The 26,187-nt window shown below is 62.8% G+C and carries 10 protein-coding genes; all 10 read left to right on the top strand.

All coding sequences use genetic code 11. From position 1 onward, the window contains the following. A partial coding sequence (locus tag GOACH_RS13310) for a restriction endonuclease (protein ID WP_005175421.1) occupies nucleotides 1-861 on the top strand: 861 nt, incomplete at its 5' end. A gap of 93 nt (nucleotides 862-954) precedes the next feature. After that, nucleotides 955-1,413, top strand: a complete 459-nt coding sequence (locus GOACH_RS13305) for a very short patch repair endonuclease (RefSeq protein ID WP_157227702.1) — start codon at nucleotides 955-957, stop codon at nucleotides 1,411-1,413. 187 nt (nucleotides 1,414-1,600) lie between these two features. Then, on the top strand, nucleotides 1,601-3,409 hold the full coding sequence (locus tag GOACH_RS13300) for a UvrD-helicase domain-containing protein (protein WP_005175417.1): 1,809 nt from the start codon (nucleotides 1,601-1,603) through the stop codon (nucleotides 3,407-3,409). Then, nucleotides 3,406-6,627, top strand: a complete 3,222-nt coding sequence (locus GOACH_RS13295; RefSeq protein ID WP_005175415.1) for a helicase-related protein — start codon at nucleotides 3,406-3,408, stop codon at nucleotides 6,625-6,627. Before GOACH_RS13300 ends, GOACH_RS13295 begins: the two co-directional genes overlap by 4 nt. After that, nucleotides 6,624-8,372 (top strand): MrfA Zn-binding domain-containing protein, encoded by a 1,749-nt coding sequence (gene drmB, locus GOACH_RS13290; RefSeq protein ID WP_005175414.1) that lies wholly within the window; start codon nucleotides 6,624-6,626, stop codon nucleotides 8,370-8,372. The genes GOACH_RS13295 and drmB overlap by 4 nt, the downstream gene beginning before the upstream one ends. Before the next feature lie 35 nt (nucleotides 8,373-8,407). Continuing rightward, nucleotides 8,408-11,224 (top strand): DEAD/DEAH box helicase, encoded by a 2,817-nt coding sequence (locus tag GOACH_RS13285; protein WP_005175412.1) that lies wholly within the window; start codon nucleotides 8,408-8,410, stop codon nucleotides 11,222-11,224. A 4-nt stretch (nucleotides 11,225-11,228) separates the two neighbouring features. Beyond that, entirely contained in the window at nucleotides 11,229-15,953 is a 4,725-nt protein-coding gene (locus GOACH_RS13280) for an Eco57I restriction-modification methylase domain-containing protein (RefSeq protein ID WP_005175410.1), read from the top strand. Beyond that, entirely contained in the window at nucleotides 15,950-22,198 is a 6,249-nt protein-coding gene (locus GOACH_RS13275; protein WP_005175408.1) for a DEAD/DEAH box helicase, read from the top strand. Before GOACH_RS13280 ends, GOACH_RS13275 begins: the two co-directional genes overlap by 4 nt. After that, on the top strand, nucleotides 22,198-24,345 hold the full coding sequence (locus tag GOACH_RS13270) for a UvrD-helicase domain-containing protein (RefSeq protein WP_005175406.1): 2,148 nt from the start codon (nucleotides 22,198-22,200) through the stop codon (nucleotides 24,343-24,345). The genes GOACH_RS13275 and GOACH_RS13270 overlap by 1 nt, the downstream gene beginning before the upstream one ends. Then, nucleotides 24,342-26,150 carry a UvrD-helicase domain-containing protein gene (locus GOACH_RS13265; protein ID WP_005175401.1) on the top strand — a complete coding sequence of 603 codons (1,809 nt, stop codon included), beginning with the start codon at nucleotides 24,342-24,344 and terminating at the stop codon, nucleotides 26,148-26,150. The genes GOACH_RS13270 and GOACH_RS13265 overlap by 4 nt, the downstream gene beginning before the upstream one ends. Nucleotides 26,151-26,187 lie beyond the last annotated feature (37 nt).

Here is a 26,187-nt window from a genome sequence, read left to right as displayed (position 1 = left end):
CCGCATAAGGGGTACGTGGAGTTCTGCGGCGTGGCGATCATCGAAACCCTTGAACATGTGGTGCAGCGTGACCCAGAAAGTGGCCGAAGCTATCCGAACCTGGCTCTTGATCTCGCGATCGTCGCCGGGGGCGATGACGACGAATTCGATATGCGATGGATTGATGATCGTCGTGATCCCACATTGGCGGTCAAGTCGACTCTTCGTCACGCTCCGCTTTCGTGGCGAAAGTGGGTGAAGGGCGGGCGAACGGTTCTTCCCGGGATCCGACGGCGCGTACTTGCCGGAAAGGTCAAGACTGCAGCGGAGCAATTACCTGAAGTGGGTAGCCGCTCGTTTGAGACGCTGAGTCGAATCCACTCCTTTTACGACGGGCGCAAGCATGCGTTCGAAATGTTGGCAGCGCGCGTGGCTGCACACGTCCTCCAGGAGTCCGGTGCACGATATCGAGAAGGATGGTTGTCTCGGTCTTCTGGGGACGGGGGCGTTGACTTCATCGGTCGGATTGACTTCGGCGCCACGGGTGCGACGATGCCCGTCGTCGTTTTGGGGCAGGCCAAGTGTGTTGCCCCCTCGTCGAGTGTATCTGCTGAGCAGGTGGCGCGGCTTGTAGCGCGACTGCGGCGTGGGTGGATTGGCGTGTACGTCATCACCGGCACCTTCTCGCGCCAAGCACAGGTAGAGATTATCGATGATCAGTATCCGTTGGTGATGATCTCGGGACGAGTCCTGACCGAGGCAGTCGAGCGAATGGTCCAGGAGAGCTATGGAGGCGTGCTCGAGGAGCTACTCGACGCCACAGTGAAGGACTACGGAAAGGCGATCACTTACCGTCGCCCCGAAGAGATCATTGCGACGTGATCTGGGTGTTCGTATCCCTCCGGGCATCCGTATGAGCTTGCGGACATGAGCCGCCCAGCCGCCTCGCGTCCGTCAATTGTGAAATCAGGAGGTATGCGTGTGACGCCGTCCTCGAACTCGACCAGGCCGCCGGCTTCGTCGGTGTCGGTTCGAGACCGTATGAGCAGACAGCGGTCAAAGAACACTGCCCCGGAAGTCCGGGTGCGCAAGATTCTGCATTCGCGAGGGATACGTTTCCGCACCGACGTTAAGCTCGAGGCCGATCTGAGAACGCGTGCAGACATCGCGTGGCGCCAGCTCGGACTGGCCATCTTCATCGACGGCTGCTTCTGGCATGGCTGCCCGGAGCACGCAACTCGCCCGGCGGCGAATGCCGACTGGTGGGCGAGGAAGCTCGACAACAATGTCGAACGCGACCGTCAGACCGACGCGGTGCTGCGAGGACGCGGCTGGGTGGTCCGGCGCTATTGGGAGCATGAGTGTGCGGATTCAGTCGCTGACGACATCAGCAGTGCGATCAATCTGCTTCGGCTTCGACCCGATCGACCCTGACCCGTGCGATCCGTGTTGCACTAGTTCGAGCGTCACCCAGTGTCGGGATTGTCGGACCGGTCGGGTAGAAAAACTGCAGATGGTCAACTAAGCGGTCTTCGACTTAATCGTCTGGTCCGGTCGTGCCGACACCTTTGTTGAGGTACGCATATGAGTGCGACCTACCACGGTTATGAAGGGAGCTGCGATGGGCGCCGCAAATGCGGTCCGGCTAGACGAGGCCCAACGCAGTGTCGCCGAGGCTGCCGCTGATGAACGGCTCGTGATTGTCGCCGGCGCAGGCCAGGGAAAGACCGAAGTCGTCACCGCGCGCCTTCAGTCCCTCATCGAGGATGAAGGTCTTTCCGCGTCCGCAGAGCTGTTGGTCCTGAGCTTCTCGCGGGCCGCAGTACACGCGGTCCGTTCCCGGCTTTGTAACCGCGACATCGCCGAGGTCAACGTCAGAACGTTCGACTCGTTCGCGTCGCAGCTCCTGCTCGAGGCAGATGTTGAGCCTGCGATCGGATTTGAGGCGCGCATCCGGCAGGCAACTGAGTTGCTGGCAGACAATGACGATATCGCCGACCTGGTCGAGTCCCTCCGGCACGTCATCGTCGACGAGGTTCAGGATCTGGTTGGCGAACGCGCCGACTTCGTGTGGGCGCTGCTGTCGAACCTCTCCGACGACGCCGGGTTCACGGTCCTGGGCGACCCGCTCCAGGGCATCTACGACTTCGTCCTCGACGAGTCCACCGCACCCACGACATCCCCTGAATTACTCGGCAGCATATCCACCGAGCTCGGTGCCACCGAGGTGAGCCTGTCGACCAATTACCGGGCCCGCGGCGCTGACTGCATCAGGGCAGCCGAACTCGGTCCTCTTCTGCGGAGCAAGACCAAGCCCGACGAAGCACGATCTGCGCTCCGCGGATTCCGCGATTCCCTTCCGCACGTCGAGCGGGTCGAGGACTGGTCATTTCTCGACCTGTACGGTGGCCGCAGCGCAATCCTGTGCCGCAGCAACGCCGAGGTCCTGCGCATCTCCCGAGAACTCGTCGACGAAGATATTGCCCACGCGGTGCGTCGGCCCGCCCAGTCGTTCGGAGCGGCCAAGTGGATCGGTTCCGCCCTCGGCGCCCTGCAGGGGCCGATCGTCGCCCGCTCCGATGTGGAGCAGCGGCTCGAGCAGATCCTGGATAAAGCGGACGCCGAGGACGCCTGGTACCTGCTGAAGTCCGCTGAGCAACGTGGCCGGGGCATGAATCAGATCGACCTGGACCGCCTGCGCCGTCGTCTGGGAGCCGGAACCGTGCCGCTGACCCTGACCGAAGGTGACGACGATATGAGGATCATCGTCTCGACGGTCCACCGCGCCAAAGGCCTCGAGTTCGACAACGTCTTCATCGCCGACTGGTCGGACCGACCGGACGAGGATGACCCGTGGGCGCCGATCCGCCTCGAGTATGTGGCGCTGACCCGTGCCCGGGACACGATCGTCATGGTGACCACACCGCGCCGACACTCCGTGGTCAGCGAGTGCCGCTGGCTTCCGGACCGGCTGCAGGAACGCATGGGTCCCAAGGGCAAATCGCGGGCGCGAGCCCTGGAGATCGGTTACGGCGACACCTACGCTGCGCGACCGGTCGCTGTCGACAACGCTTCGGTTGCTCAGGTCCAGGCCGCACTCGAGAAACTCACACCCGGCGTTGCGGTCGAGGCAGAACTCGACCGCATGCGTTCCGACGCGCAGCGTCCCATCTATGCGCTGACGGTCAACGGCCGGACAGTCGGCCGCACCACCGACGAGTTCGGCGAGGACTTCTCCGCCGCATTCAAGGTTCGTCCGGGTCAATGGCCCGCCGCGCTGACCGACATGGTCTTGGTCTCCGTCGAGACAGTGGCTGGTGACCCGAGTATCGCCGCCGAGGCGGGCGCAGGCCCTGGCGGCTTCTGGCTTGTGCCGAGAGTGGCAGGTCTTGCGAGACCGCTGTGGGACGTGATGGAGAAAGTGGGATGAGCGTGCAAGAAGAGCTGGCCGAAAAGTATCGGTTCCGCGAGGAGATGGTCGACGCGCTGGAAGCCGACCTCATCGGTCCCGGCGAGGGCGAGCACGAGGTGATCGGCGAGGCGCCACTGAGCCGTTACATCGTCGGTGCCTTGTGGCCGCGGCCCGCCGACGAAGAGGATGCCGAAGACGTCGAGCAAGAACACGAGACCGAACCCACCGGAGCGGAGGCGGATGGGGAATCCGACGAGGGAAGTCCGGTCGCGCAGGCGCGGATGCGATTTCCGTCGTCGGTGGGTATGACGTTCTCGGTCCGGGCTTCGGCCGGATCGGTCACGATCACGCCGCGCGCTGCCCGCTATCAGCAATTGATCGACGAGGACGAAGCCGCGGAAGGCTGGAGCCGTATCCCGCTGGAGACCGAAGCGATCGGTCAGCAGCTGCAGCGCCCGGGTGTGTACCGCACGAACATTGGTCCGGGTCTGGAGCTCTACAGGTACGTCCGGCCAGAGAGGGGCGGCAAGGTCACGGTCACGGTGGCGCTCAACAACACCGCGATCTCCGTCAAAGGAGATATGCGAGACGCCATCTCGTGGTTCCAGGTCGGCATCACCGTCCAGACCCAGCACGCCGACATCGTCGATCGCTCGGTCGCCCACAACATCGGCAGCGACCCGGACCTCGACACCGCCGCGCTGATGTACCGCAACGCCCACACCTTCGCGATCGGGCATGGCTGCGCAGCCGACTGGGACCTGGACTCGGTGGAGAATGGTGCTGTCGCGAAGGTTTCCACCACTTTCGTTCCCACGCACGAGGTTCACCGGGCCAAGCCCGGCAAGGTCGAGAATCTCGACCTTCGGATGGTGTCTTTCGCGGAAGATCCCATTGACACGATCAGCGAGAACCTGCGAGGCCTCACCAGCCAGTACCGCACGTGGATCAGCACGATCGAAGCCGACGTTGGGGGCGGCGGTGCCTCGGTTGGGGATGATCTGAAACCGGTTGCGTCCCGACACATCACGGACATGCGCAATGCGGCCAACCGCATCGATGCCGGTATCCGCCTTCTCGAAGACAACCCGGAGGCACTCAGGGCATTTCGATTGGCCAATCGCGCAATGCAATTGCAGCGCGCACGCCAGGATTGGGTACGTGGTGGTGCCGACGGGGAGGTAGGCGACGGCGCGGACGCGGAATGGCGTCCCTTCCAAATCGCCTACGTCTTGCTGAACCTTCCCGGGATCACCGACCCGACTCACGAAGACCGAGAGGTGGCAGATCTCCTGTGGTTCCCGACTGGCGGTGGTAAAACCGAGGCCTATCTGGGCCTGGTGGCCTATGTGATCCTGCTGCGGCGCATCCGTAACTCCTCGGCCATGGGCGTCGCCGTCATCATGCGATACACCCTGCGGCTTTTGACAATTCAGCAGTTTGAGCGGGCAACCATGCTCATGTGCTCGCTCGAGACTGTTCGAAAGGACAATCCTGACCTGGGTTCTCGGCCCTTCTCCATCGGCCTCTGGGTTGGCGCCGGCGCCACACCGAACTTGGTTCGTGAGGCTCGCACATCGCTGAACAAGCTTGCCCGGGGGGAGGAACTGCAGGAGAAGAACCCTGTCCAGCTCACCCAGTGTCCGTGGTGCGGAAGGTTCCTCAACCACGAGAATTACTCAGCGGAGCGCCGGCCGTTCGAGCACCTCGTCATCGCGTGCAAGACCCCATCGTGTGACTTTCGAGGAGGGCTCCCGGTCCACCTTGTGGACGAGGATGTGTACCGCGAACGTCCGGAACTCATCTTGGGTACCGTCGACAAGTTCGCGATGATGGCCTGGAATGAGAACGTGGGCAAGCTCTTTGCGCGCGACGGCAAGGGCACCCCTCCCGAGTTGATCATCCAGGACGAGTTGCACCTGATCTCGGGCCCACTCGGCTCGATGGTCGGCTTGTACGAGACGGCCGTCGACGCCGCATGTTCAGTCCCGTCGCTCCACGATGAATACAACCGGGCGAAACCCAAGGTCATTGCGTCGACCGCGACCATCCGACGCGCCGACGAACAGATCGAGTCCGTCTTCGCACGATCTGCAGCGCTCTTCCCACCTCCGGGTATCGACCCCGATGAATCGTTCTTCGCCGAACCATCGAGCAAGGACGAACTCGGGACGCGCCGCTACGTCGGGGTGATGGCATCGGGCACGAGCCACGCAACGTTGTTAGTCCGGGTCTACTCTGCGCTGTTGCAGGCCGCCAAGGACATTGGCGGCGATGACGCGACACGCGACCCCTACTGGTCACTGCTCGGATACTTCAATAGTCTCCGAGTCCTCGGCAGCGCGAATCTCCAGGTCGAAGGTGACGTCCGGGAGCGCCTCGGGGTTGTTGCCTCCCGTGGGGGCACGAGAACGCGCGAACTCAAGGTGGTCAACGAACTCACCAGCCGCGTTCCGTCATCTGAGATTCCCGGACGCCTGAAGTCTCTGGAGCGGAGACTCGGCGGGGAACATGCCCCCGATGACGTGGTCCTCGCCACCAACATGATCTCTGTCGGCGTCGACATCGACAGACTGGGACTTATGACAGTGATGGGTCAGCCGCAGGCGAGCGCAGAGTACATCCAGGCGACCAGTCGCGTGGGCCGTCAACACCCAGGCCTCGTAGTTACCATTTTCAACTCGGCTCGCTCTCGCGATCGTTCCCACTACGAGAGCTTCCGACCATTCCACCAATCGCTCTATCGTGCGGTAGAAGCCACCAGCGCAACACCTTTCGCGGCGCGCGCTCGTGACCGAGGGCTTCACGGCGTGCTCATCTCAATGGCGCGACTCTTGGTTCCTGAGCTTTCGAGCAACGATTCTGCGCATCTTGCTTCTGAGTGCTGCGATGAACTGGCAGCAGTCGGGCAATTGGTCGTCGATCGCGTCGCATCGATTGAGCGGTTACGGGCTGATCGACGTGACGAAACCATCGATACTGACGAGATCGATGCCGTAAGAGCCCAAGTCGGAACGCTCTTGGATACCTGGCAAGACGAGGGCGACAAACGCGAGAATCTGAAGTACCAGAATAAGAACCCCGAGGCCGCACTCATGGTACGACCGGAAGATGCGCTGGCCAACGATGTAATCGAGTATTCCCAGCGAGAGGCCCCTTGGCCAACCCTCCAGAGCATGCGTGACGTCGACGCCGAGAGTGGCCTATACCAAATTCCGATGAAGAGGAAACAATGAGAACCGCGAACGTCAAGGCCCGCCGCAGTCAGCTTCTCAGCACGTACGGAATCGGCGGATTGTTTCCCTCTGAGACAACAAGTTTCATGATCGTGGGTTTGCACGAGTGGAATCAGGTCCGCGCGCAACCGGTCAGCGAGCCCCGTCTCGCCAGGTCTCTGGGAGTGCAAGATCTCAAGGCGCCTCCTGCGGGGGAGAAACGCGATGTACCCGTCGTGAGGTTCCCGGTGACGCAGATCTGCCCGGGTTGCAGAAAGATCGGGACCACAGCCCAACTGGGTGGTGATTGGAACGCGAGCAACTGCCGATGTAAAGATGGCCGCGCAGGTGCAGCGTTGTCACCGTTCCGTCTGATAACTGCATGCACACATGGGCACATCGACGAGTTCCCCTTCTTTCAATGGCTGCACCGTGGCTCAGACGGGCCCGAGGATCAAAGCAGCGACAAGAAGCACGAGATGAAGATGAAGTCACTGGGTCGAACCTCGTCCTTGGACGATCTGGTGCTCGAATGCACCTGCGGCGTCAGTAGCAGGTCGCTTGAAGGTGCTTCACAGTCAACGGCGATGAAAGGAGTGATGCGATGCCGTGGGCTGCGTCCGTGGCTGGGCGCCGACTACGCAGAATCCTGCGCCGAGACACCCCGTGTGCTCCAACGAGGTGCGTCCAACGTGTGGTTCCCCGCGGTGCGCTCAGCGATCTCCATTCCGCCGTACTCATTGGCGGTGGCAAAGTTCGTCGACAAACACTGGGCAGCCCTTGAGGATCCGGAGGCAGTCACTGACGCACTTCTGCGAAACCTCGCCAAACGAAGTGGGTTCTCGATCGATCAGATCGTCTCCGAAATCGATCGCAGGCGAGGTGAGGAGAAGGACGAGGCGGTGGACGACAAGGCGCTTCGGCGTCAAGAATTTCAGGCACTCGTCGATGGTCGTGAGGAGTACGAAGGTGAGTCCGACTTCGTCTGCGAAAAATCGGTCACCAGAGGTCAGTTCCCCGATGGGGTGCCGGAGATATTCACCGAGCTGCGCAAGGTCACACGTCTCCGCGAGGTCCGCGCCCTGCGCGGATTCACCAGGCTCACGGGAGAATCCGATCCCGACACACTCTGCGAGCTCTCTCCCGAGCCGCTGAGCTGGCTGCCCGCCATCGAGGTCATTGGCGAAGGAATCTTCGTCGCCCTCGACCGCAAGGAGCTGACGGCTTGGGCGACAGAGCCGTTCGCCGAGGGCCGCCAGCGCAAGCTGCAGGACGCAGCCAACAAACAGGCGAAGCAGTTCAAACGCGATGCACTGCCAGTCGACATCTCCAAGGTCGCACTCCACACGCTCGCCCACGTGCTGATCGATCAACTCTCGCTCGACGCCGGCTACCCGGCATCCTCGCTTCGAGAGCGACTCTTCGTCGACGAGGACATGGCCGGAATCCTCATCTACACTGCCAGCTCCGACTCGGCCGGAAGCCTCGGTGGTGTGGCCTCTCAGGCCGATCCGACCAAGTTCGCCGCCGCCATCGAAGAAGGCCTGACGAGGTTGTCGTGGTGTTCGTCCGATCCCGTGTGCATCGAGTCGCCGGCATCGGGAACCGACGCTCTGAACATGGCCGCTTGTCACGCGTGCGTGTTGGCGCCGGAGACCTCGTGCGAGCTCAACAACACGCTGCTGGATCGCGCGCTGCTGTTCGGTACCCACGAGCCCGGGGAAGAGGACGCAGGCCTCTTCAGCGGGTATCTCGCGCAGGCATAGGCTGCGAACCGGGCAGTATTCGAGGAGGCTGGGTCGTGGCAGATATCGCTGCAGGTGAGCGCGTCATCGTCCGAGATGAGGAGTGGCTCGTCCGCTCGGTGCGAGCCACCGAGTTGGACGGCACCCGCGTCGAGGTCACCGGTGTCAGCGAACTGGTCCGTGACCAGGACGCGGTGTTCTTCGATCACCCGGACCTCGACACAATTGACCGGCTCGACCCGCGCCAGGGCCAACTGGTCGCCGACGTGTCGCCCGGATTCCGACGGACCCGCCTCTGGTTGGAGTCGGTGCGACGCAGCAGCCCGGTGCCCGCTGCCGACACGCGGATCGCCGTCGGGCACCAGGCGCTGCTCGACCGGATGGACTACCAGCTCCGTCCGGCAGCGCAGGCATTGGAGAATCTGCGCCCACGCATCCTCATCGGTGACGCCGTCGGACTGGGTAAGACTCTGGAGATCGGTATCCTGCTCTCCGAGCTGATCCGACGCGGACGGGGCGAGCGCATCCTTGTGGTCACTCCCCGCGCGGTGCTCGAGCAATTCCAGCAGGAGCTGTGGACGCGTTTCGCCATCCCGCTGATCCGACTGGACTCCGCCGGTATCCAGAAGGTCAAGCAAACCCTCCCCAGTTCACGCAACCCGTTCAGCTATTACAAGCGGGTCATCGTGTCCATCGACACCCTCAAGAACCCGGCCCGGTACAAGCACCACCTCAAGAGTCAACACTGGGACGCCGTCGTGATCGACGAGTGCCACAACCTGATCAATCGCGGCACTCAGAACAACGAACTCGCCAGACTGCTTGCGGCGCAATCGGATGCCCTCATCTTGGCCAGCGCCACCCCGCACAACGGCAAACAGGAGTCGTTTGCCGAGCTGATCTCGATGCTCGACCCAACAGCCATCGTCGATCCGAACGAGTACGACGCTAAGGACATCGAGCACCTCTACGTACGCCGCCATCGCAACTCGCCCGATGTGAAACTTGACGTCGCCCACAAGTGGAAGGCCCGCCGCAAACCTGACGTCCTCGGCGTCGAACCCAATCCCGCAGAGCTGCAGGTTCTTCGCGAACTGGAGGATATCTGGCTGCACCCGACCGGGCGTCCCGTCATCGAAGGCAAAGGCCGACAACTCTTTCCGTGGACCCTGTACAAGGCCTTCCTCTCGTCGCCGCGCGCCCTGCGGGCCAGCATCGGACGCCGCCTGAAGACTATCGACAACGACCGCGACCGTGAAGCGATGGCACTGCTTCGACTCGACGATTTCGCGGCCAAGGCCGAAAAGACCTCCCCGGCCAAGCTCGACGCACTCGTCTCCTACCTCGACTCGATCGGTGTGGGCAAGGATTCAGACACCCGGGTGGTCATCTTCTCCGAGCGCATCGACACGCTGGATTGGCTCCAAACTCATCTGCAGAAGAAGCTGAAGTTTTCGGCCAAGGCCGTCAATGGGCTCCTTCCCGTGGAGGTCCTGCATGCAGGCCTCTCGGACGAGAAGATCCAATCTGTGGTGGAGGGCTTCGGGCAGAAGGCGTCCGCGATCCGTATTCTCGTCGCCTCCGACATGGCATCGGAAGGCCTCAACCTCCACAAAGAGTGCCACCACCTGGTGCACTACGACCTGCCCTGGTCGTTTATCCGCATTCAGCAACGCAACGGTCGCATCGACCGGTACGGCCAAGTGCATGCACCTCAGATCACGGCGTTGGCCCTGACCACCGACGACGACGTGACCGACGACCTCAACGTCGTCACCAAACTGCTCCTGAAAGAAGACGAGGCCAACCGTGCCCTCGGTGACGCCGAGGTGCTCCTCGACCTCCATGACGCCAAGATCGAAGAAGAAACCGTTATGGAAGCCATCCGCACCCAGCAAGACCTTGACACCGTCATCCCCGAACCCACCCCTGAGAAGCTCAATCCCTTTGCCCGGCTGATGATCAAGGGCGGCGAGCACGAGAACGAGCCGGCCCCGGACACCTCCGTCAGGCTGTCGTTCTTCGACGATGACGACAACTACCTCACCGAAGAACTGGCCGACATCGCCACCGATAAGGGGGCGACGAAGCTCGACGTGTACCGCGAGGCCGACAAGGACCTCATCGCGTTCACCCCACCCGACGACCTGATCACCCGATTCCGTGACCTCCCACCGGACTACCGGGCCGAGCAGGGAATCGAAGAACGCCTCCGCCTGACCGGCAGCCCCGACGTCGCCAAGGAGCGTCTCGCCCGAGCACAGAAGGCGCAGGACACTTCCTGGCCCGACGTGCACTTCCTCACCCCGATCCACCCCGTCCTCGATTGGGCGGGTGACCGTGCCGTGGGACGATTCGGCCGCAACGAGATTCCCCTCGTCACCGGCTCCGTCGACCGCGTCTACTTCCTCACTCAAGCCGTGTGGTCTAACGACGACGGACGACCGGCCATCGCCCACTGGGGTGCGGTCACCGGGCTGCCGCAGTCACCCGAGGTCGACGACTTCGAGACCATCGTCGAGATCTCGGGACTGAGCGAAGACGCCACCAACCCCGGCATCGACCATGACCGGCTCGCGGAATTGCAGGACCTCGTGCCCACCGCAGTCGACGCTGCCCTCGCCCACATCCGCGATCGTCGCGAGGACTTCGAACAAGACCTCCTCGAACGCGTCGACCGATACCGCGCCGGCCTGACCCAGTGGCAACAGTCGGCACTGAAGATCGCTACCGAACCAGGCAAACGCAAGGACAGCAGATTCGAGATCGAGAACACCGCGGGCAACTGGTCCGCCATCATCGACTCCCTCGCCGCATCCGGGGACCCGTTTGTGCGCGTGGTCGGTGTCATCATTCCGAAGCCCAAGGGGTGACGCAATGTTCGATTCCATTCACAACGTCAACGACTTTCTCTCCGAGCACTGGCTCGCCGAGGTCTTTCCGTCATCCCTGAAAACGCTGACACGCCAATGGAAGGAATGGTCCGAGCAGGGCAAGTCCACACCGGTCAAAGGGCTCACGGCGATCGCGGCCGGCTACATCAAAGACCTCGGCGATCTCCCAGAGGCGGACGAGACGCTCGCTGGGAGGGTCACAAAGTTACATGCGGTGCTGCTCGATGCCGTAGGCCTCAAGGCAGATCCGGTCATCCTCGAGACCCGACAGGCCGAGACGCCTATCGATCTTCCGCTGCTCGCGCGATATCCGAGTGCCACCACCACCGACTCCCTCCACATCCTGCAGGCATACCCCGTCGACAACGCCGACGCACTGTTCGGTGGCGACGCCGAACTGGTGGAACCCCTGACCATCCACCAGAGCAGCGAGAAACTCCAACCCCTGCGCGGGGTCAGCGAAGCGATCACCCAGGTCTTTGTCAGCGACGACGCGCCCCGATACCTGATGGTCGTCGCGGGAAGCGTGGTGCTCCTCACCGATGTCGCCCGATGGTCGGAGGGCCGTTACCTGGCCTTCGATGTTGCCACCGCCCTGGACCGGCGTGACGACAAGGCCAATGGCGAGTTGTCCTGGCATGCCGGCCTGTGGTCGGCCAATGCTCTTCTACCCGATGAAGATGACGGCAAGGCTGAACTCGACCGCTATACCGAGAGCTCCGAAAGGCACGCCGTCGGCGTCAGCGAAGACCTCCGCGAAGGCCTCAGGATCTCGATCGAGAAGATCGCCAACGAAGTGCTCACGCGGCGCCGCGAAAAGGGCCTCGCTGTCGAAGGTATCCCGGAACTACCGCGAGATCTCACGACGCAGTCGCTGCGGTTCCTCTACCGAATCCTGTTCCTCCTCTTCGCCGAGGCACGACCCGAACTCGGAGTGCTCCCGGTCGGAACACCTGAATACGAATCCGGCTACGGACTGGATCGGCTGCGTGAACTCGTCCAGGTCCCGCTCACCGGACGCTCCGCCGACGGACACCATCTCCATGACTCCCTCGACCTGCTGTTCAGGCTCGTCAACACCGGCCACAACCGTGGTGGACGCGACACTGACGGCCTCGTCTTCGAGCCCCTACGCTCCGACCTGTTCGACCCTGCGAAGACACCGCTCGTCGACGGCGAGGGCATGCGGATCAGTAACCGTGTGCTGCAGGAGGTCTTGAACCTTCTGCTGCTCTCGAAGCCGTCGAAGCGGAAGGGTTCTCAGCGCGGCTACATCTCCTACGCGCAGCTTGGCATCAACCAGCTAGGTGCCGTGTATGAGGGCCTGATGTCCTACAGCGGACTCATCGCCTCCGACGACATGGTGGAGGTGGCCAAAGACGGCAACGCCGACAAGGGATCATGGCTGGTTCGCTCCAGCAAGTCCGGCGACTACGACGAGAAGGACATCGTCTGGCGCGAGGACCGGCTCACCGGACGCAAGGACATCGTCCGACACCCCAAGGGCAGTTTCGTTTTTCGTCTCTCGGGACGCGACCGCCAGCGAAGTGCCTCGTACTACACCCCCGAGGTGTTGACCAAGTGCGTCGTCAAACATGCTCTAGCCGAACTGATCACGGACGACACCCGAGCGCAGGATATTCTCGAGTACCGCATCTGTGAGCCCGCGCTGGGCAGTGGCGCGTTCCTCAACGAGGCCATCAACCAGTTGGCCGCCGAGTACCTGAAGCGCCGGCAGGACGAACTCGAAGAACCGATCAAGCCGGAGAAGTACACCGAGGAGCTCCAGAAGGTCAAGGCATACCTTGCGTTGCACCGTGCTTACGGTGTCGACCTCAACTCCACTGCCGTCGAGCTCGCCGAGGTCTCGTTGTGGCTCAACGTGATGCACAAGGGGCTACAGGCACCCTGGTTCGGTCTGCACCTTCGACGCGGCAATTCCCTCATCGGGGCGCGCCGCGCCACATACGATCTGACCGCCCTCGGTCGCGCCAAGAAGAGCTGGCTCAAAACACCGCCCGTCGACCGGCCGCTGTCAGAGGGCGCGATCGGCGACGGCGAGATCCACCACTTCCTACTTCCCGCTGAGGGGTGGGCCGCAGTCGCGGATGCCAAGCAGGCCAAGGAATTGGCACCGGAAGCTGCAGCGGCGCTTCGTGAATGGCGCAAGAGCGTCACCAAGAAGCCGAGCCAGAAGCAAGCAGATCGTCTCCGCGCGTTGGCGACGCGTGTGGAACGATTGTGGACGTTGGTGCTACGCCGTATGGAGATCAGCGAGGAGCAGATTTCCCGGCACATCGATGTCTGGGGAGCTGAGATTGTGACGATCAAAGACGCGGTCCCTCGCGAGAAGGTAGAGGAAGATCTACACAACCCAGACGGTCCATACGAACGGCTGCGCCTCGCCATGGATGCATGGTGTGCAATGTGGTTCTGGCCGCTTACTGGATCGGTGAACGACGACGAGCAGGGCCATCCCGGCCCGCCGGATCTCGATGAGTGGATCGTGACGCTCGAAGAGCTGGTGGGCGCCGCCGGAATCAAAAAGTTCGACAAGGACCAGGGCTCATTCCAAGATCTCGCCGAGGGGTACGAGCAACTGGCAGAGATCGACCAGCAGGATCGGGAGTTTTCCGGCATGCGGTCCATCCCCGATTTGCTATTGCGCCATCAATGGTTGGGTACGGCTCGTGGGATCGCGCAAGATCAGGGATTCTTCCACTGGGAGTTGGACTTTGCGCAGGTCTTCGATCGGGGAGGGTTCGACTTGCAGGTGGGTAATCCGCCCTGGGTACGCCCTGTATGGAAAGACGATGCCACGCTGGCAGAGTACGACCCGTACTTCCTGCTTGAGGAGAAGATCCCGGATCGCGTATTCAGCGAGCGGCGCTCGCGGGTGCTGGAGTTGCGGGACGCGGAGCATGGATACTTGTCCGACCTGACAAGTTGGGCAGGAACGTCCGCCTCTTTAGGTTCGGCCATTGAGCATCCGACGCTGGCCGGAATTCAGACCAATCTATACACAAACTTCATGGAGCGCGTGTGGCGGAGTTCGGGGCTACGGGGGATCACCGGACTGCTACATCCAGAGGGCCATTTCTCTGATCCAAAGGCGGCGGCGCTCCGCTCGGCCACGTACGTTCGCTTGAGGCGCCATTGGCAGTTCGTGAATGAGCTCATGCTGTTCGAAGATATCGGTCATCCGGTCATTTACGGGATTCATATCTACGGACCCGAATCCCGAGTGCGCTTCTTGCAGATGTCATCCTTGCTAACACCTGAAACGATTGAAGGATCGCTGGATCGGATCGGATCAGAACACGACGAAGTTCCCGGCATTCAGTTTCCTTGGGGTGGATGGGATTTACGCCCTCACCACGATCGTGTGACCAGCGTCGACGACCACGTGCTTGCGGAATGGGCTTCATTGTTTGACACTCCGGGAACTCCCGCTCTGGAAGCGCGTCTTTTGCGTCCCTACACGTTTCAACACGTGGCTGTTCTTGCGAAATTCGCGGAGCAACCGGTCCGGCTGACCGATGTGGGTTACCGGTGGACGAGTCTATGGCATGAGAAGGGCGCTAAAGCGGACGGCTACATCGAATGGCGAACCGAGTATCCGCCTTCTTGGGATGAAGTGGTATTGCAAGGGCCTCACTTCACCGTCGCCACGCCCTTTGCAAAAGAACCCAACGAGAATTGTAAGAGTAAGGGCGACTACACCACCTGGGACCTCGAATCCCTCCCAGAATCGGTGATCCCACGAACCAACTACCAGCGCGCCTGCGACCGCGACACCTACGACGCCGGCATCCCGAAGTGGGGGGATCGACCCGCGACGGACTTCTGGCGGGTGGCGTGGAGGCGGATGACCCAACCGGGGTTGGAAAGATCACTGCACGCAGCCCTTGTCAGACCGGGGGTAGCACATGTAAACACAGTCAATACATTGACTGTGTGTACATGTGCTACCACCTGTAAACAGTTGTCGAGCCCTGACGGGCTCTCCGACGTACGCAAGACGGCGCTCGTCGCGGGACTATGGGCGTCGCTCCCCTTCGACTATTTGGTCAAGGTCAGTGGCAAGTCAGACGTTCAGGCCGAACTCGTCGACCGGTTCCCTGCCCCAGTTGATCACCCGGCAGCCCAACAACTCCTCCTGCGGACATTGCGCCTGAATTGCCTGACGCGCGACTACGCAGAGCTCTGGGATGCTCTGTACGAGAAGGAATTCGCCAACGATTCATGGGCCACACCATTCGGCCCACTACTGGACCCACTCGGAGTGACCGCCCACAAGTGGACGATGCAGACCCCACTCCGCACCGACTTCGAACGTCGCGCAGCGCTCGTTGAGATCGACGCCCTGTCGGCGCTCATGCTCGGTCTGACCGCCGAACACCTCGCGCTGATGTTCCGCGCGCAGTTCCCGGTGCTCCGCAAGTACGAATACGAAATGTACTTCGACAGGAACGGGCGCAAGATCGCGAAAGACCACCACGCACAAGGAGGTCACCAACAGAAGGACGACTACAAGCTGCTCCAGGCATGGATGAACGGCGAGGACTGCGGCGACCTGCTCGAGCGATACACGCCGTTCGCGCCGGATGACGACCACGATGAACCGTGGTTCTACAAACCAGACCGTGAGGCCGAGATGCGCGCAGCGTATGCCGACTTCGAACAGCGATTGGCCATCAGCGAATGACCGCACCGAATCCGAGCCTCCCATCGCTGCTTGCGTTGGAGACCCAGGACTCGATCGTTGAATACCTATCGACGACGTTCGCGCTCTCGGATCCCGAAGCGCAACAGGCGCTTCGTACTTTTCTGGCCGATCCGCAGACCGGGATCTTCCGCGGCCCCTACCTCAAGATCCGCACGCCCTACCAGCCCGTCGGAACAGGGTGGGTCTCACCGCTGGAGTGGATACCACGAGGCTTTCGACCCTTCCGGCATCAGGCGGAAGCCTTCCGGCGGCTGTCGACGAATGGCGCTGCGGCGCAACCGACGATCGTCACCACCGGCACCGGCTCGGGAAAAACCGAGTCCTTCCTCGTCCCGCTGCTGGACCACTGCCGCCGCGCTGCGGCACGCGGCGACAAGGGTATCAAGGCCATCATCCTGTACCCGATGAACGCCCTCGTCACCGACCAAGCCCGCCGTCTGGCACAGTACATCCACGACGATGACCGCCTGGCGGACGTGACGGCGGGTGTCTACATCGGTGGTAGCGGCAAACGCAAACAGCCGAGCCGCCACGCCCTCGTCGACCACCGCGAAACCCTGCGTGAGAACCCGCCGGACATCCTGCTCACCAACTACCGCATGCTGGATCTGCTTCTGTTGCGCCGGGCAGATTCGAGTCTGTGGGCCAACGCGGCTCTCAGCCTGCAGTACCTCGTCCTCGACGAATTCCACACCTACGACGGTGCTCAGGGCACCGACGTCGCCATGCTCATCCGCCGTCTCGGGGCCAAGGTGGGCGTGGCCGGCGCAGGTGGCCCACTCGGTCGGATCACACCCGTCGCGACATCCGCGACCCTGGGAGGCGGCACCCAGAGTGTCGCTCTCCGGACCTTCGCCGAAACCGTCTTTGGCACCGCGTTCGGTCCCGACTCCCTCGTCGGCGAGACTTCCCTCGCCGCGACCGACGTCGTCCAAGAGGTCGACTTCACCCTCGACATCCCGTCCGTCGAGGACATCCTCGCGGTTCCGGCACCGGTCAGCGACGACCCAACCACCTGGGTGCCGCTTGCAGAAGCGGTCCTCGGCCCTGCCGCAGCGCAATCCACCGATCTCAGCGATCCGGTCGCCATCGGTGATGCCCTCCGCAGCCACTTCCTCACCCGCGTCGTCATCGACGTCCTCGGCGACGCCCCCATGACCGTCGCCGACGCGGTGAACGGCGTCGCGCAAGCAGGCATCCTGCCATGGGGTGTCCACAACTCCACCAATCCCGGAGAAGCCCAGACCGCACTCCTCCGGTTCCTCGGCCTCATCTCCATCGCACGCACCTCCGACACCACCGGAGCGCTCCGGCCACTGGTCAACGTCCAGGTGCAGACGTGGGTGCGTGAACTCAGCCGAATGATGCGCACAGTCGGCCCAAGGCCCGAGTTCCGTTGGTGGCACGACGGTCCCATCGAAGGACAGCGACTCCTGCCCGCCACATACTGCCGCGTGTGTGGGCGAGCCGGCTGGATGGCCGCCACCACCGAACTCGGTGACAACCTCGCGGGCGAGGCGTCTGCCATCTGGCGCAACAGCGCCCGCTCCGGCAGCCGTGCCAAGACACGCACACTGCTCGCCGCCACTGCCGACGAAGAAGGCGTCCGCCACCTCGACCCCGAAACCCTCGAACTCCACGCCGCACCCGGAACCGACACCATCGCGGTCCACAACACCGCGACAGACGAGGACGCCGCCAACGAGGTCTGCCCATCCTGTGGCGCCCGAAACGCCGTCCGCTACATGGGCTCCAGTGTCGCCACCCTCCTCAGCGTCGGTCTCACCACCGAATTCGGCTCGCAAGTCCTCCCGGACGACGAGAAGAAAACCCTCGTCTTCACCGACTCCGTACAGGATGCCGCCCACCGCGCCGCATTCATCGAGGGGCGCGCCTTCGCCTTCAACTTCCGCTCGGCATTGTTCCGTGCCGTCGGCGACGACCGGTTGTCCCTGGCCGACGCCGGAGCAGAGCTGGGCGATACCACGGCCATCGATGAACTGTATGCCCTCACCCCACCCGACTTCAGTCGGAGACTCACCAACGACGCCGACTGGCTCGACCATGACAACGGACCGCTCCGATCGTTGCTGGCAACCCGCCTCGCATTCCAGGCACACCTCGAAGCCGGCCTCGGCTCTCGAACCGGCCGCACCCTCGAACTGACCTCATCGCTCGCCGTCGACATCGACGTCGACCTGGACACCTACGCACGCCTCAGCCACGACATCCATGAAAACCTGCCGCAACTGAGCCTCGGTGGCCCCCTCGCCGAGAGTGTTTATCGCCCTTGGCTGTTCGGAGTACTCGAGCACCTGCGCATCGGCGGCGGGATCATCCACCCCTGGCTCGCGACCTACCTCAAGGACGAAGGAAAACGGTGGTCCATCTGGGGTGGAAGCACCGACGGCATGCCCAAATTCCCGCGCGGACGACCGGCCCCGTCCTTCTACACCACCGGGCCCGCCGGGGACACCGACTTCCAGTCCCTCAGCCCCAGAGGGGAATCGTGGCTCACCGACTGGACCAAACGCTGCCTCGGCGTCACCAGCGGAGAAGCGAGAGCACTCCTGCTCGGCGTCGTCGACCAGCTGGCAAGCGAAACCGGACCCCTGGCCCGCAGATCCGGTGAGAAAGGATCACATCTCTACGGTCTCACACCGCAAGCAGTGATCTTCGACCCATCCGACATCGTCCGCCTGGAATGCCCGACGTGTCATCACGTCCAACCCGCCGCGGGCAGTCGACTGGACCTCTGGCATGGAGCGCCCTGCCCCCGGATGCGATGCACCGGACGACTCGAACCCGATGCGGTGGAGGAGTCGAACTTCTACCGGAGCATGTACCGCAGTGGCCGCATTCGCCGCATCGTCAGCGCTGAACACACCGGCCTCCTCGCGCGCGCGGAACGGGAAGAGGTCGAAACCCGGTTCAAGGTCGGCGGTTCCGCATCTGATCCCAACATCCTGGCATGCACCCCGACGCTGGAACTCGGCATCGACATCGGTGACCTCACTACGGTCGCGCTGGCCTCCCTGCCCCGGTCGACGGCCAACTACCTTCAGCGTGTCGGGCGAGCCGGACGATCCACCGGCAACGCCTTTGTCCTCGCCGCGGTACCCACCTCGCCGCGCGACCTCTACTACTTCGCACAACCCGAGAACCTCATCGCCGGAGAGGTCATGCCGCCAGGGGCGTACCTGGAGGCCACCGAACTCCTGCAACGCCAGTACCTCGCCTTCTGCCTGGACAAGGTTGCCGAAGATCATCTTCCGATCACAACGCCCATGCCGACCAAGCTCACTGGATGCCTCGACCACGGCATGGACGAGGGTCATTGGTTGCGTTCGCTGGTCGACACCTGCGTTAACCACGCCGACACTCTGACCGCCGAATTCTCCGCACTGTTCGGCGACAGCATTTCCGACGATGCGCGCCTACATCTGCGGGACTTCGCCGCAGGAGGAATGCGCAACCTTGCCGCCGAGACCGCCGCCCGCTGGATCTCCGACACCGACGAGATCCGCACCCGCATGAGCGGACTATCGGAAACCATTGCGGCACTCGACAAACACGGACACCTCGATGACGCCCAGAAGGAAGACCGCAAACGCTGTGCCGGCGAATTCCGTGCTCTCAGTGAACAACTGTACGAACGTGGCAGCATCGAGACCCTCACCGGACTGTCCGGTGTCGGGCTCCTCCCGAACTACAACCTCCTCGACGACGCGACCACCCTCGACATCCACCTGTGGTGGACCACCGGCACTCCTGGCGGTCAACCCCAGACCGAAGCACTCGATCTCACCTATGAGCGGGCCAGTGCCACCGCCCTCACCGAACTCGCGCCCGGCGCCTACTTCTACGCGGGTGGCAAGCGCGTCGAGATCGACGCCATGGACATTGGACCGTCGACCAAACCCCACTGGCGCCGAACCCGTCTGTGTCCCGACTGCGGTTGGGGTACAACCGCACCCGACGTCGTGCAGATGTGTCCGCGGTGTCACTCCGGGGCGGTCGCCGACTCCGGCTCCGTGCACAACGTCCTCGAACTGCGCAAGGTGTCGGCAGTCCACCGCCTCGACGATGTCCTCATCGACGACGAAACCGAGGACCGCACCCGAACATTCTTCGGAACCGTCACCGGCGTCGACATCGAACCCCACGACATTGCGCAGGCCTGGCGACTCACCGACGCCATCTTCGGTGCCGAATACGCCAGAACGGCCACCATACGAACCATCAACACCGGATACGGCGACGCGCCCGGTGAGACCATCACCATCGCCGGCGACGAACGCAACGCGCCCGGATTCACCACCTGCCAACACTGCGGCGTCGTCGCATCACGCTCTACCCGAACCGAAGATGTCCGCCACCGCGGCTACTGCATCACCCGGCGCGGCGGCACCGAGACATGGACGCGGCTCCTGCTCTCTCACGAACTGCGTACCCAAGCGGTTCGACTCCTCCTCCCCGTGTCGTTGCTGAACTTCGAAACCACCCTGGCCTCCTTCAAGGGCGCGCTGCTCCTCGGACTGCGCAAGGACTTCGGCGGCGACCCTCAGCATCTGTCGGTGGTGGCGTCCAGCATGACCGACAACGAGGGAGTCACCCGCCGCTTCCTGGTCCTGCACGACACCGTGCCGGGCGGCACCGGATACCTTGACCGATTCGGCGAACCCGACCGCATGCGCCACATCCTCACCCTCGCTCGGGATGCGCTCGCCGAATGCCCCTGTCGTACCGAAGAACTCCGCGCCTGCCACCGATGCCTGTACGGAGTTCTGCCGGCACGAGACATGACCCACGCTTCACGTGAATCCGCCCTCAGGCTTCTCGAGGACTTTCTCGGCGAATGGCAGGTCGAGCGGATAGGGACAGTCACCGGGATCGACATCGGTGCCGTTCAACTCAGCGAGCTGGAGATCCGGTTCCGGGAGCTGTTGAAGCATCTGCTCGAGAGCCGTCCTGGCGCGTCGTATGAGATCTCGATGGGTACCAACGGCGAAGAACTCGACATCCGCATACCCGGTCCCGACCAGCAACCCCGACGATGGCGTATGCGGCCGCTCGTCCAGGTGGTCGCCGTCGGTGTCGCCACCGAGCCGGATTTCTTGCTCACCAGGGTCGACGCGCAGACCGCCGACGTCGCGATTTACCTCGACGGCCAACAGTTTCACGCGAGTGTCGAGCACAATCGCACCGCGGATGATGCCCGTAAACGCGACGCGCTCCGACGCGACGACATTCGTGTTTGGTCGATCGCATGGGACGACGTCGCCGCGCTCGAAACCGGCAACGCCAAGAATCGGTCGCAGGACATCGTCCACCAGCACGTCAAGAACGCTGCCGCCGAACAGGTTTCCGACCCGCGAATCAAGTACCTGTGGGATAACCCTATCGAGTTGCTCATCGAGTACCTCGCCGACCCCGACGCCGACGTGTGGGGCGATGGTGCCACGGCGACCGCGCTGGCACTGGTGAACCCGTCGGACAAGCACGGCTCCGGCGAGCCGATCTTTACCGGGCCGGGGCAACTCGCGAAGATCCTCGTCAACGTCGCAGCCGGTACATCCACGCATCCTGACGCTTCTGGGACCATCATGGTGGTCCCGCGACACGGCCTGAGTGGCCTGCCCATCTTGATCTGCGCCGATCCCGAGAACTTCGAATCCACGCTCGGGGTCTTCACGCTCCTCGATGACTCGGACGAGGCCGTCGGCGGGAAGATGCACGACAATCAATGGCGAGCCTGGCTCCGATGGGCGAATCTGCTTCAGTTCGTATCACTTCCACACTTCGGTGACTTGCTGCCCCAGCGGATGGCCGCCATCTGGACGACACGATCACTTCCAGATTTTCTGGCAATGTCTCTGCCGCTGGCCACTACATCGGCAGATCGAACCGATATTGTCACTCCGCTCCCGGGGCAATGGAAGATTGTTCACGAGTACGCCGACCCAGCTGTGGCCGACCTGGTAGAAAGTCTCGCGAATTCCGGGGCCGCCATCCCCGAGGTCGGGATGGAGCTCGGCCCCGACCAATCCATCTGGCAGGTGGAACTCGGCTGGGACGAACCACGGATCGCGGTCGTGACGGATAACGTCGACGACCGGGATAGGTGGCTCGAGGAAAACGGTTGGCGTGTGTTCCGCATGACGAACTGGCCCGACGGCAGCGTGGTGGACGATGTTGTCGGTGCGGTGGCAGGAGGACAGTGATGACGAGATACGTGCAGATGCACGAGATGTTCCAGGATTCCTACGACAAACTCGATGGAAGCATCAAGGGCAAAGTTCTCAACTTCATGGTGAAGCTCCAACAAGACCCGGACGCCACCGGACTTGACTTCAAGAAGCCCAAAGGGGCCGCCAACAAGTACATTCGAACAGCCCGCGTCAACGACAACTACCGAGCGGTTCTCGTGGACCCCGGCGGCGATTCGTCGCTGTACCTCATCTCGGTCCTGACCCACGACGACGCCTACGACTTCGCCGGCAAGGTCACCCTGCAGGTCAACAAGAAGACCGGAGCTGCAGAGCTGTTCGACCATGTGGCACTCGAGGAGGCGATTGGTAAGGCCCAGGCTCCCGCAACGGGCTCCGACGCTCCTTTCATGCCCTCAACGGTCAAGCCGATCGACCTCGAACGTTTCGGAGTCGAGGCGGACCTCGCCGAGAAGTTGACCAAGGTGGTGGGTGAGAAGGCGTTTCTCGCAATCGCCGAAGCATTGCCCAATACCCAGGCCAACGCGGTGCTCGATCTCGCATTCGGGAAGAGTCCCGATGAAGTATGGAGTTCCTACGCGATCGACGAACCTGGCCCCGTCGACGCCGACGACATCCAGAAGGCACTCAAGCGCCCCATCTCCCAGCTCAACTTCACCGCTGCTGCCGGCGAGAACGAGGCCGAGCTCCGGGCGGTACTCGAAGGTGACTTCGCCAAATGGCGTGTGTGGCTGCACCCGTTGCAACGCAAGCTCGCGACCCACGATGGGTGGAACGGTCCCTTCCGGGTCACCGGCGGCGCCGGCACCGGGAAGACAGTCACTGCGCTGCATCGCGCCCGTCACCTCGCTCACCGGCTGGGCGAGGAGAACAGCGGCGCCAAGGTGTTGTTGACCACCTATACGCGAAACCTGGTGCGCGCCATCGAGGCGCAGCTCATCGAACTCGCCGGCAAGGAGATCACCCAACGGGTGGAGGTCCTCAACGTCGACGCACTCGCACGCAAGGTGGTCGCGTCCACCGACACTGGTCGCGCTCTGGTCACCTCCTCGACGTTGGTTCACGACGGCGATTCACGGGTCACCCAGCTGTGGTCGGTCGCCGCGCAGCAGTCCAACGAGGGCTGGGAGCCGGCCTTCCTCTCCGATGAGTGGTCCCTGGTGGTGTTGGGGAACTCGATCGAGAATGAGACCGCATATCTCCGGGTAGCCCGGAATGGCCGCTCCCAACGACTCTCTCGTCCCCAACGTGCCGACGTGTGGAAAGTGATCGAGCATTTCCAACGCCTGATGCGCGCTGACGGGTTGATCACCTTCACCGAACTCGCCGCGCGCGCTGCATCAATGCTCACTGCCGATCCCAAGCTGCGTGACAAGTTCAGGTACCGATTTGCCATCATCGACGAGGCCCAGGATCTGCATCCCGCCCACTGGAAGATGGTGCGCGCACTGGTCAAGCCCGACACCGACGACCTCTTCATCGTCGGTGACGCTCACCAACGGATCTATGGTCGCCCGGCTCCGTTGTCGCGCTACGGAATCGAGACACGAGGACGCTCACGCCGACTGACCATCAACTACCGCACCAGTCGGGAGATTCTGCGGTGGACCCTGCAGGTGGCCGATCCCGATGTCGATGACCTCGACGTCGATTCGGAGGAGCTCCGTGGCTCCCGATCGGTCTTCGGGGGTCCTGCGCCCGAGATGGCGGCTTTCGACAGCGTCGCGTCCGAGTACTCCGGCATCGCGGGGTTCATACGGGAGTGGGAGTCGGACGGGTTACGCGCTTCCGATATTGCTGTCTTCACTTACGAGAAGCGTTATGTCGATGACATTGTGCATGCGCTGGCCGCCGACGGAATCAAGGCGGCGGCTGTTGGTTCGAACACCGCCGAGGAGAAACTGGGTGAAGTCGTCCGGGTGATGACGATGCACCGTGCGAAGGGCCTAGAGTATCGCGGAGTGGTCTTGGCGAGATTGGGGGAGAACGATTTCCCGCCCGCCTATCTCACACGCAAGAAGGGCGACGACCTCGAACGCGAACTGAAGAAGCTCCGCAGTGTGCTCTACGTGGCGGGTTCTCGGGCACGGGAGCGCATGGCCATGACACATGTGGGTGGACCCGCGAGACTTCTGACATGACCCAGTCCATCGACCCGGACGAGCGGACGGCGTTCGAGCTCGACGATTCGCAACGAGCCGTTGCCGAGGCGCGTGGCGACGCGCGTTTGCTGGTGATCGCCGGTGCAGGTCAGGGCAAAACCGAGGTCGTGGCGTCGCGCATCCAGTATCTGGTGGAGCAAGAGGAGTTATCGGCATCCACCGAGATCATGGTGCTCAGTTTCTCCCGTGCCGCGGTGCAAGCTGTTCGCACAAGGCTCGAAGGACACGACATCGCGCGTACCGACGTCCGCACCTTCGACTCGCTGGCGTCATACCTGTTGTCGCAGAACGGACGAGAACCCATCGGAGACTTCGACAATCGAGTTCGACAGGCGACCCTGCTGCTGGATGACGACTCGGACGAGGTCGAGGGGATCGAGGATCTCCAGCACCTCGTGCTCGACGAGGTCCAAGATCTTGTGGGCGATCGGGCGGAAATGATTCTGGCGCTACTCCGTCGGATCCCAGAGTCGGCCGGCTTCACCGCCCTCGGAGATCCGTTGCAGGGCATCTACGACTTCACTCTCAAGGCGTCGCGGAGCAAGACCACATCGGACGAATTCGCCGCTCAGCTCACGGACGTGTTCGGCGCTGAGTCGGTGACGTTGGCGCGGAATTACCGAGCGCAGGGGCAGTTCCCAATTGGGGTAGTGGGCCTGGGGAATCAGCTGCGAGGCCAGCGCGAGGCTGACGCGGCGGAGACGGTCGCACAGTTCGAGAAGACCTTGCCCCATTCGGGTGTGATCAAGAACTGGAAGTTCCTCGCCGAACCGGAATCCGGACGCACCGCCGTGCTATGCGCGACCAACGGTGAGGTACTGCGTGTTTCGCAGTTTCTCACCAAACAGGGAGTGGATCACGTGGTTCGTCGACAGGCCCGGGACTTCGGCGCGGCCCGGTGGATCGCGGGCATCTTCGAAGACTTCGCCGGGCCGGAAGTAGACCGGGACAGCGTCCAATCGGTGATCGAGGCGAAACTCGCGCAGCGGCTTCGTGAAGAGGCGTGGTACCTGCTGAAGGGCGCTGAGGGACGTTCCCGCACGATGTATCAGCTGAACCTGCCTCGCGTGCGCAGTCTGATTGCCACGGGCTCGATTCCTTTGACGCTGACCGAGCCCGATGAATGCCGGGTGATCGTGTCGACGATTCACCGTGCCAAAGGGCTCGAGTTCGAACGTGCCTTCTTCGTGCACCCGAACAGTCCGATGGGTGATGAGAACGAATGGCCGGCATTGCGTCAGAAGTACGTGGCATTGAGCCGGGCGCGCGATGAGGTGGCAGTCCTCGATATTCCGGCCGGGTGGATGTGGTTCGACAAGCGCAACGGACGACAACGAGAGCGTCGCAAGAGCAAGCAGGGCAAGAAGTACAGCGCAGCGATTGAGTTCGGGACCGGGGATGTGCTCGCCGGGCGACCATTGTCCGGAGACGCCGCCCGTGTGCGGGACATGCAGCGGGCCTTGACGGACGCGTCGCCGGGTGAAGTGGTCACAGGAGTTGTAGAGCCGGTGTACTCGACAGACGATGTGCCGGTCTTCGTTCTGCGGACCGAGGCCGGAGACGAGCTGGGAATGACGAATGAGTGGTTCGGACGGGCTGTCGCCGACGAGTTCGGCTATCGCTTTCGTGATGGCTGGGACGGTGCCGTGATCGAAGGACTTCGCCTGGTTGCGGTCGAGACGGCCGCCTGCGACCCCCGGTTGACCGAGGATGCGGGGCTTGGCTCGTCGGGATTGTGGTTGGTGCCGAGGGTTTTCGGATTGGTGACGCCGCGCGCGCCGTGAGCGTCAGTCGGTTGAGCCTGCGCGGCAATTCCTCAAC

Origin of the sequence: Gordonia aichiensis NBRC 108223, assembly GCF_000332975.1 — a bacterium.
Classification (GTDB): Bacteria; Actinomycetota; Actinomycetes; order Mycobacteriales; family Mycobacteriaceae; genus Gordonia; species Gordonia aichiensis.
Note: the sequence above shows the minus strand (reverse complement) of the source record. Positions and strands in the feature narration are given on the sequence as shown.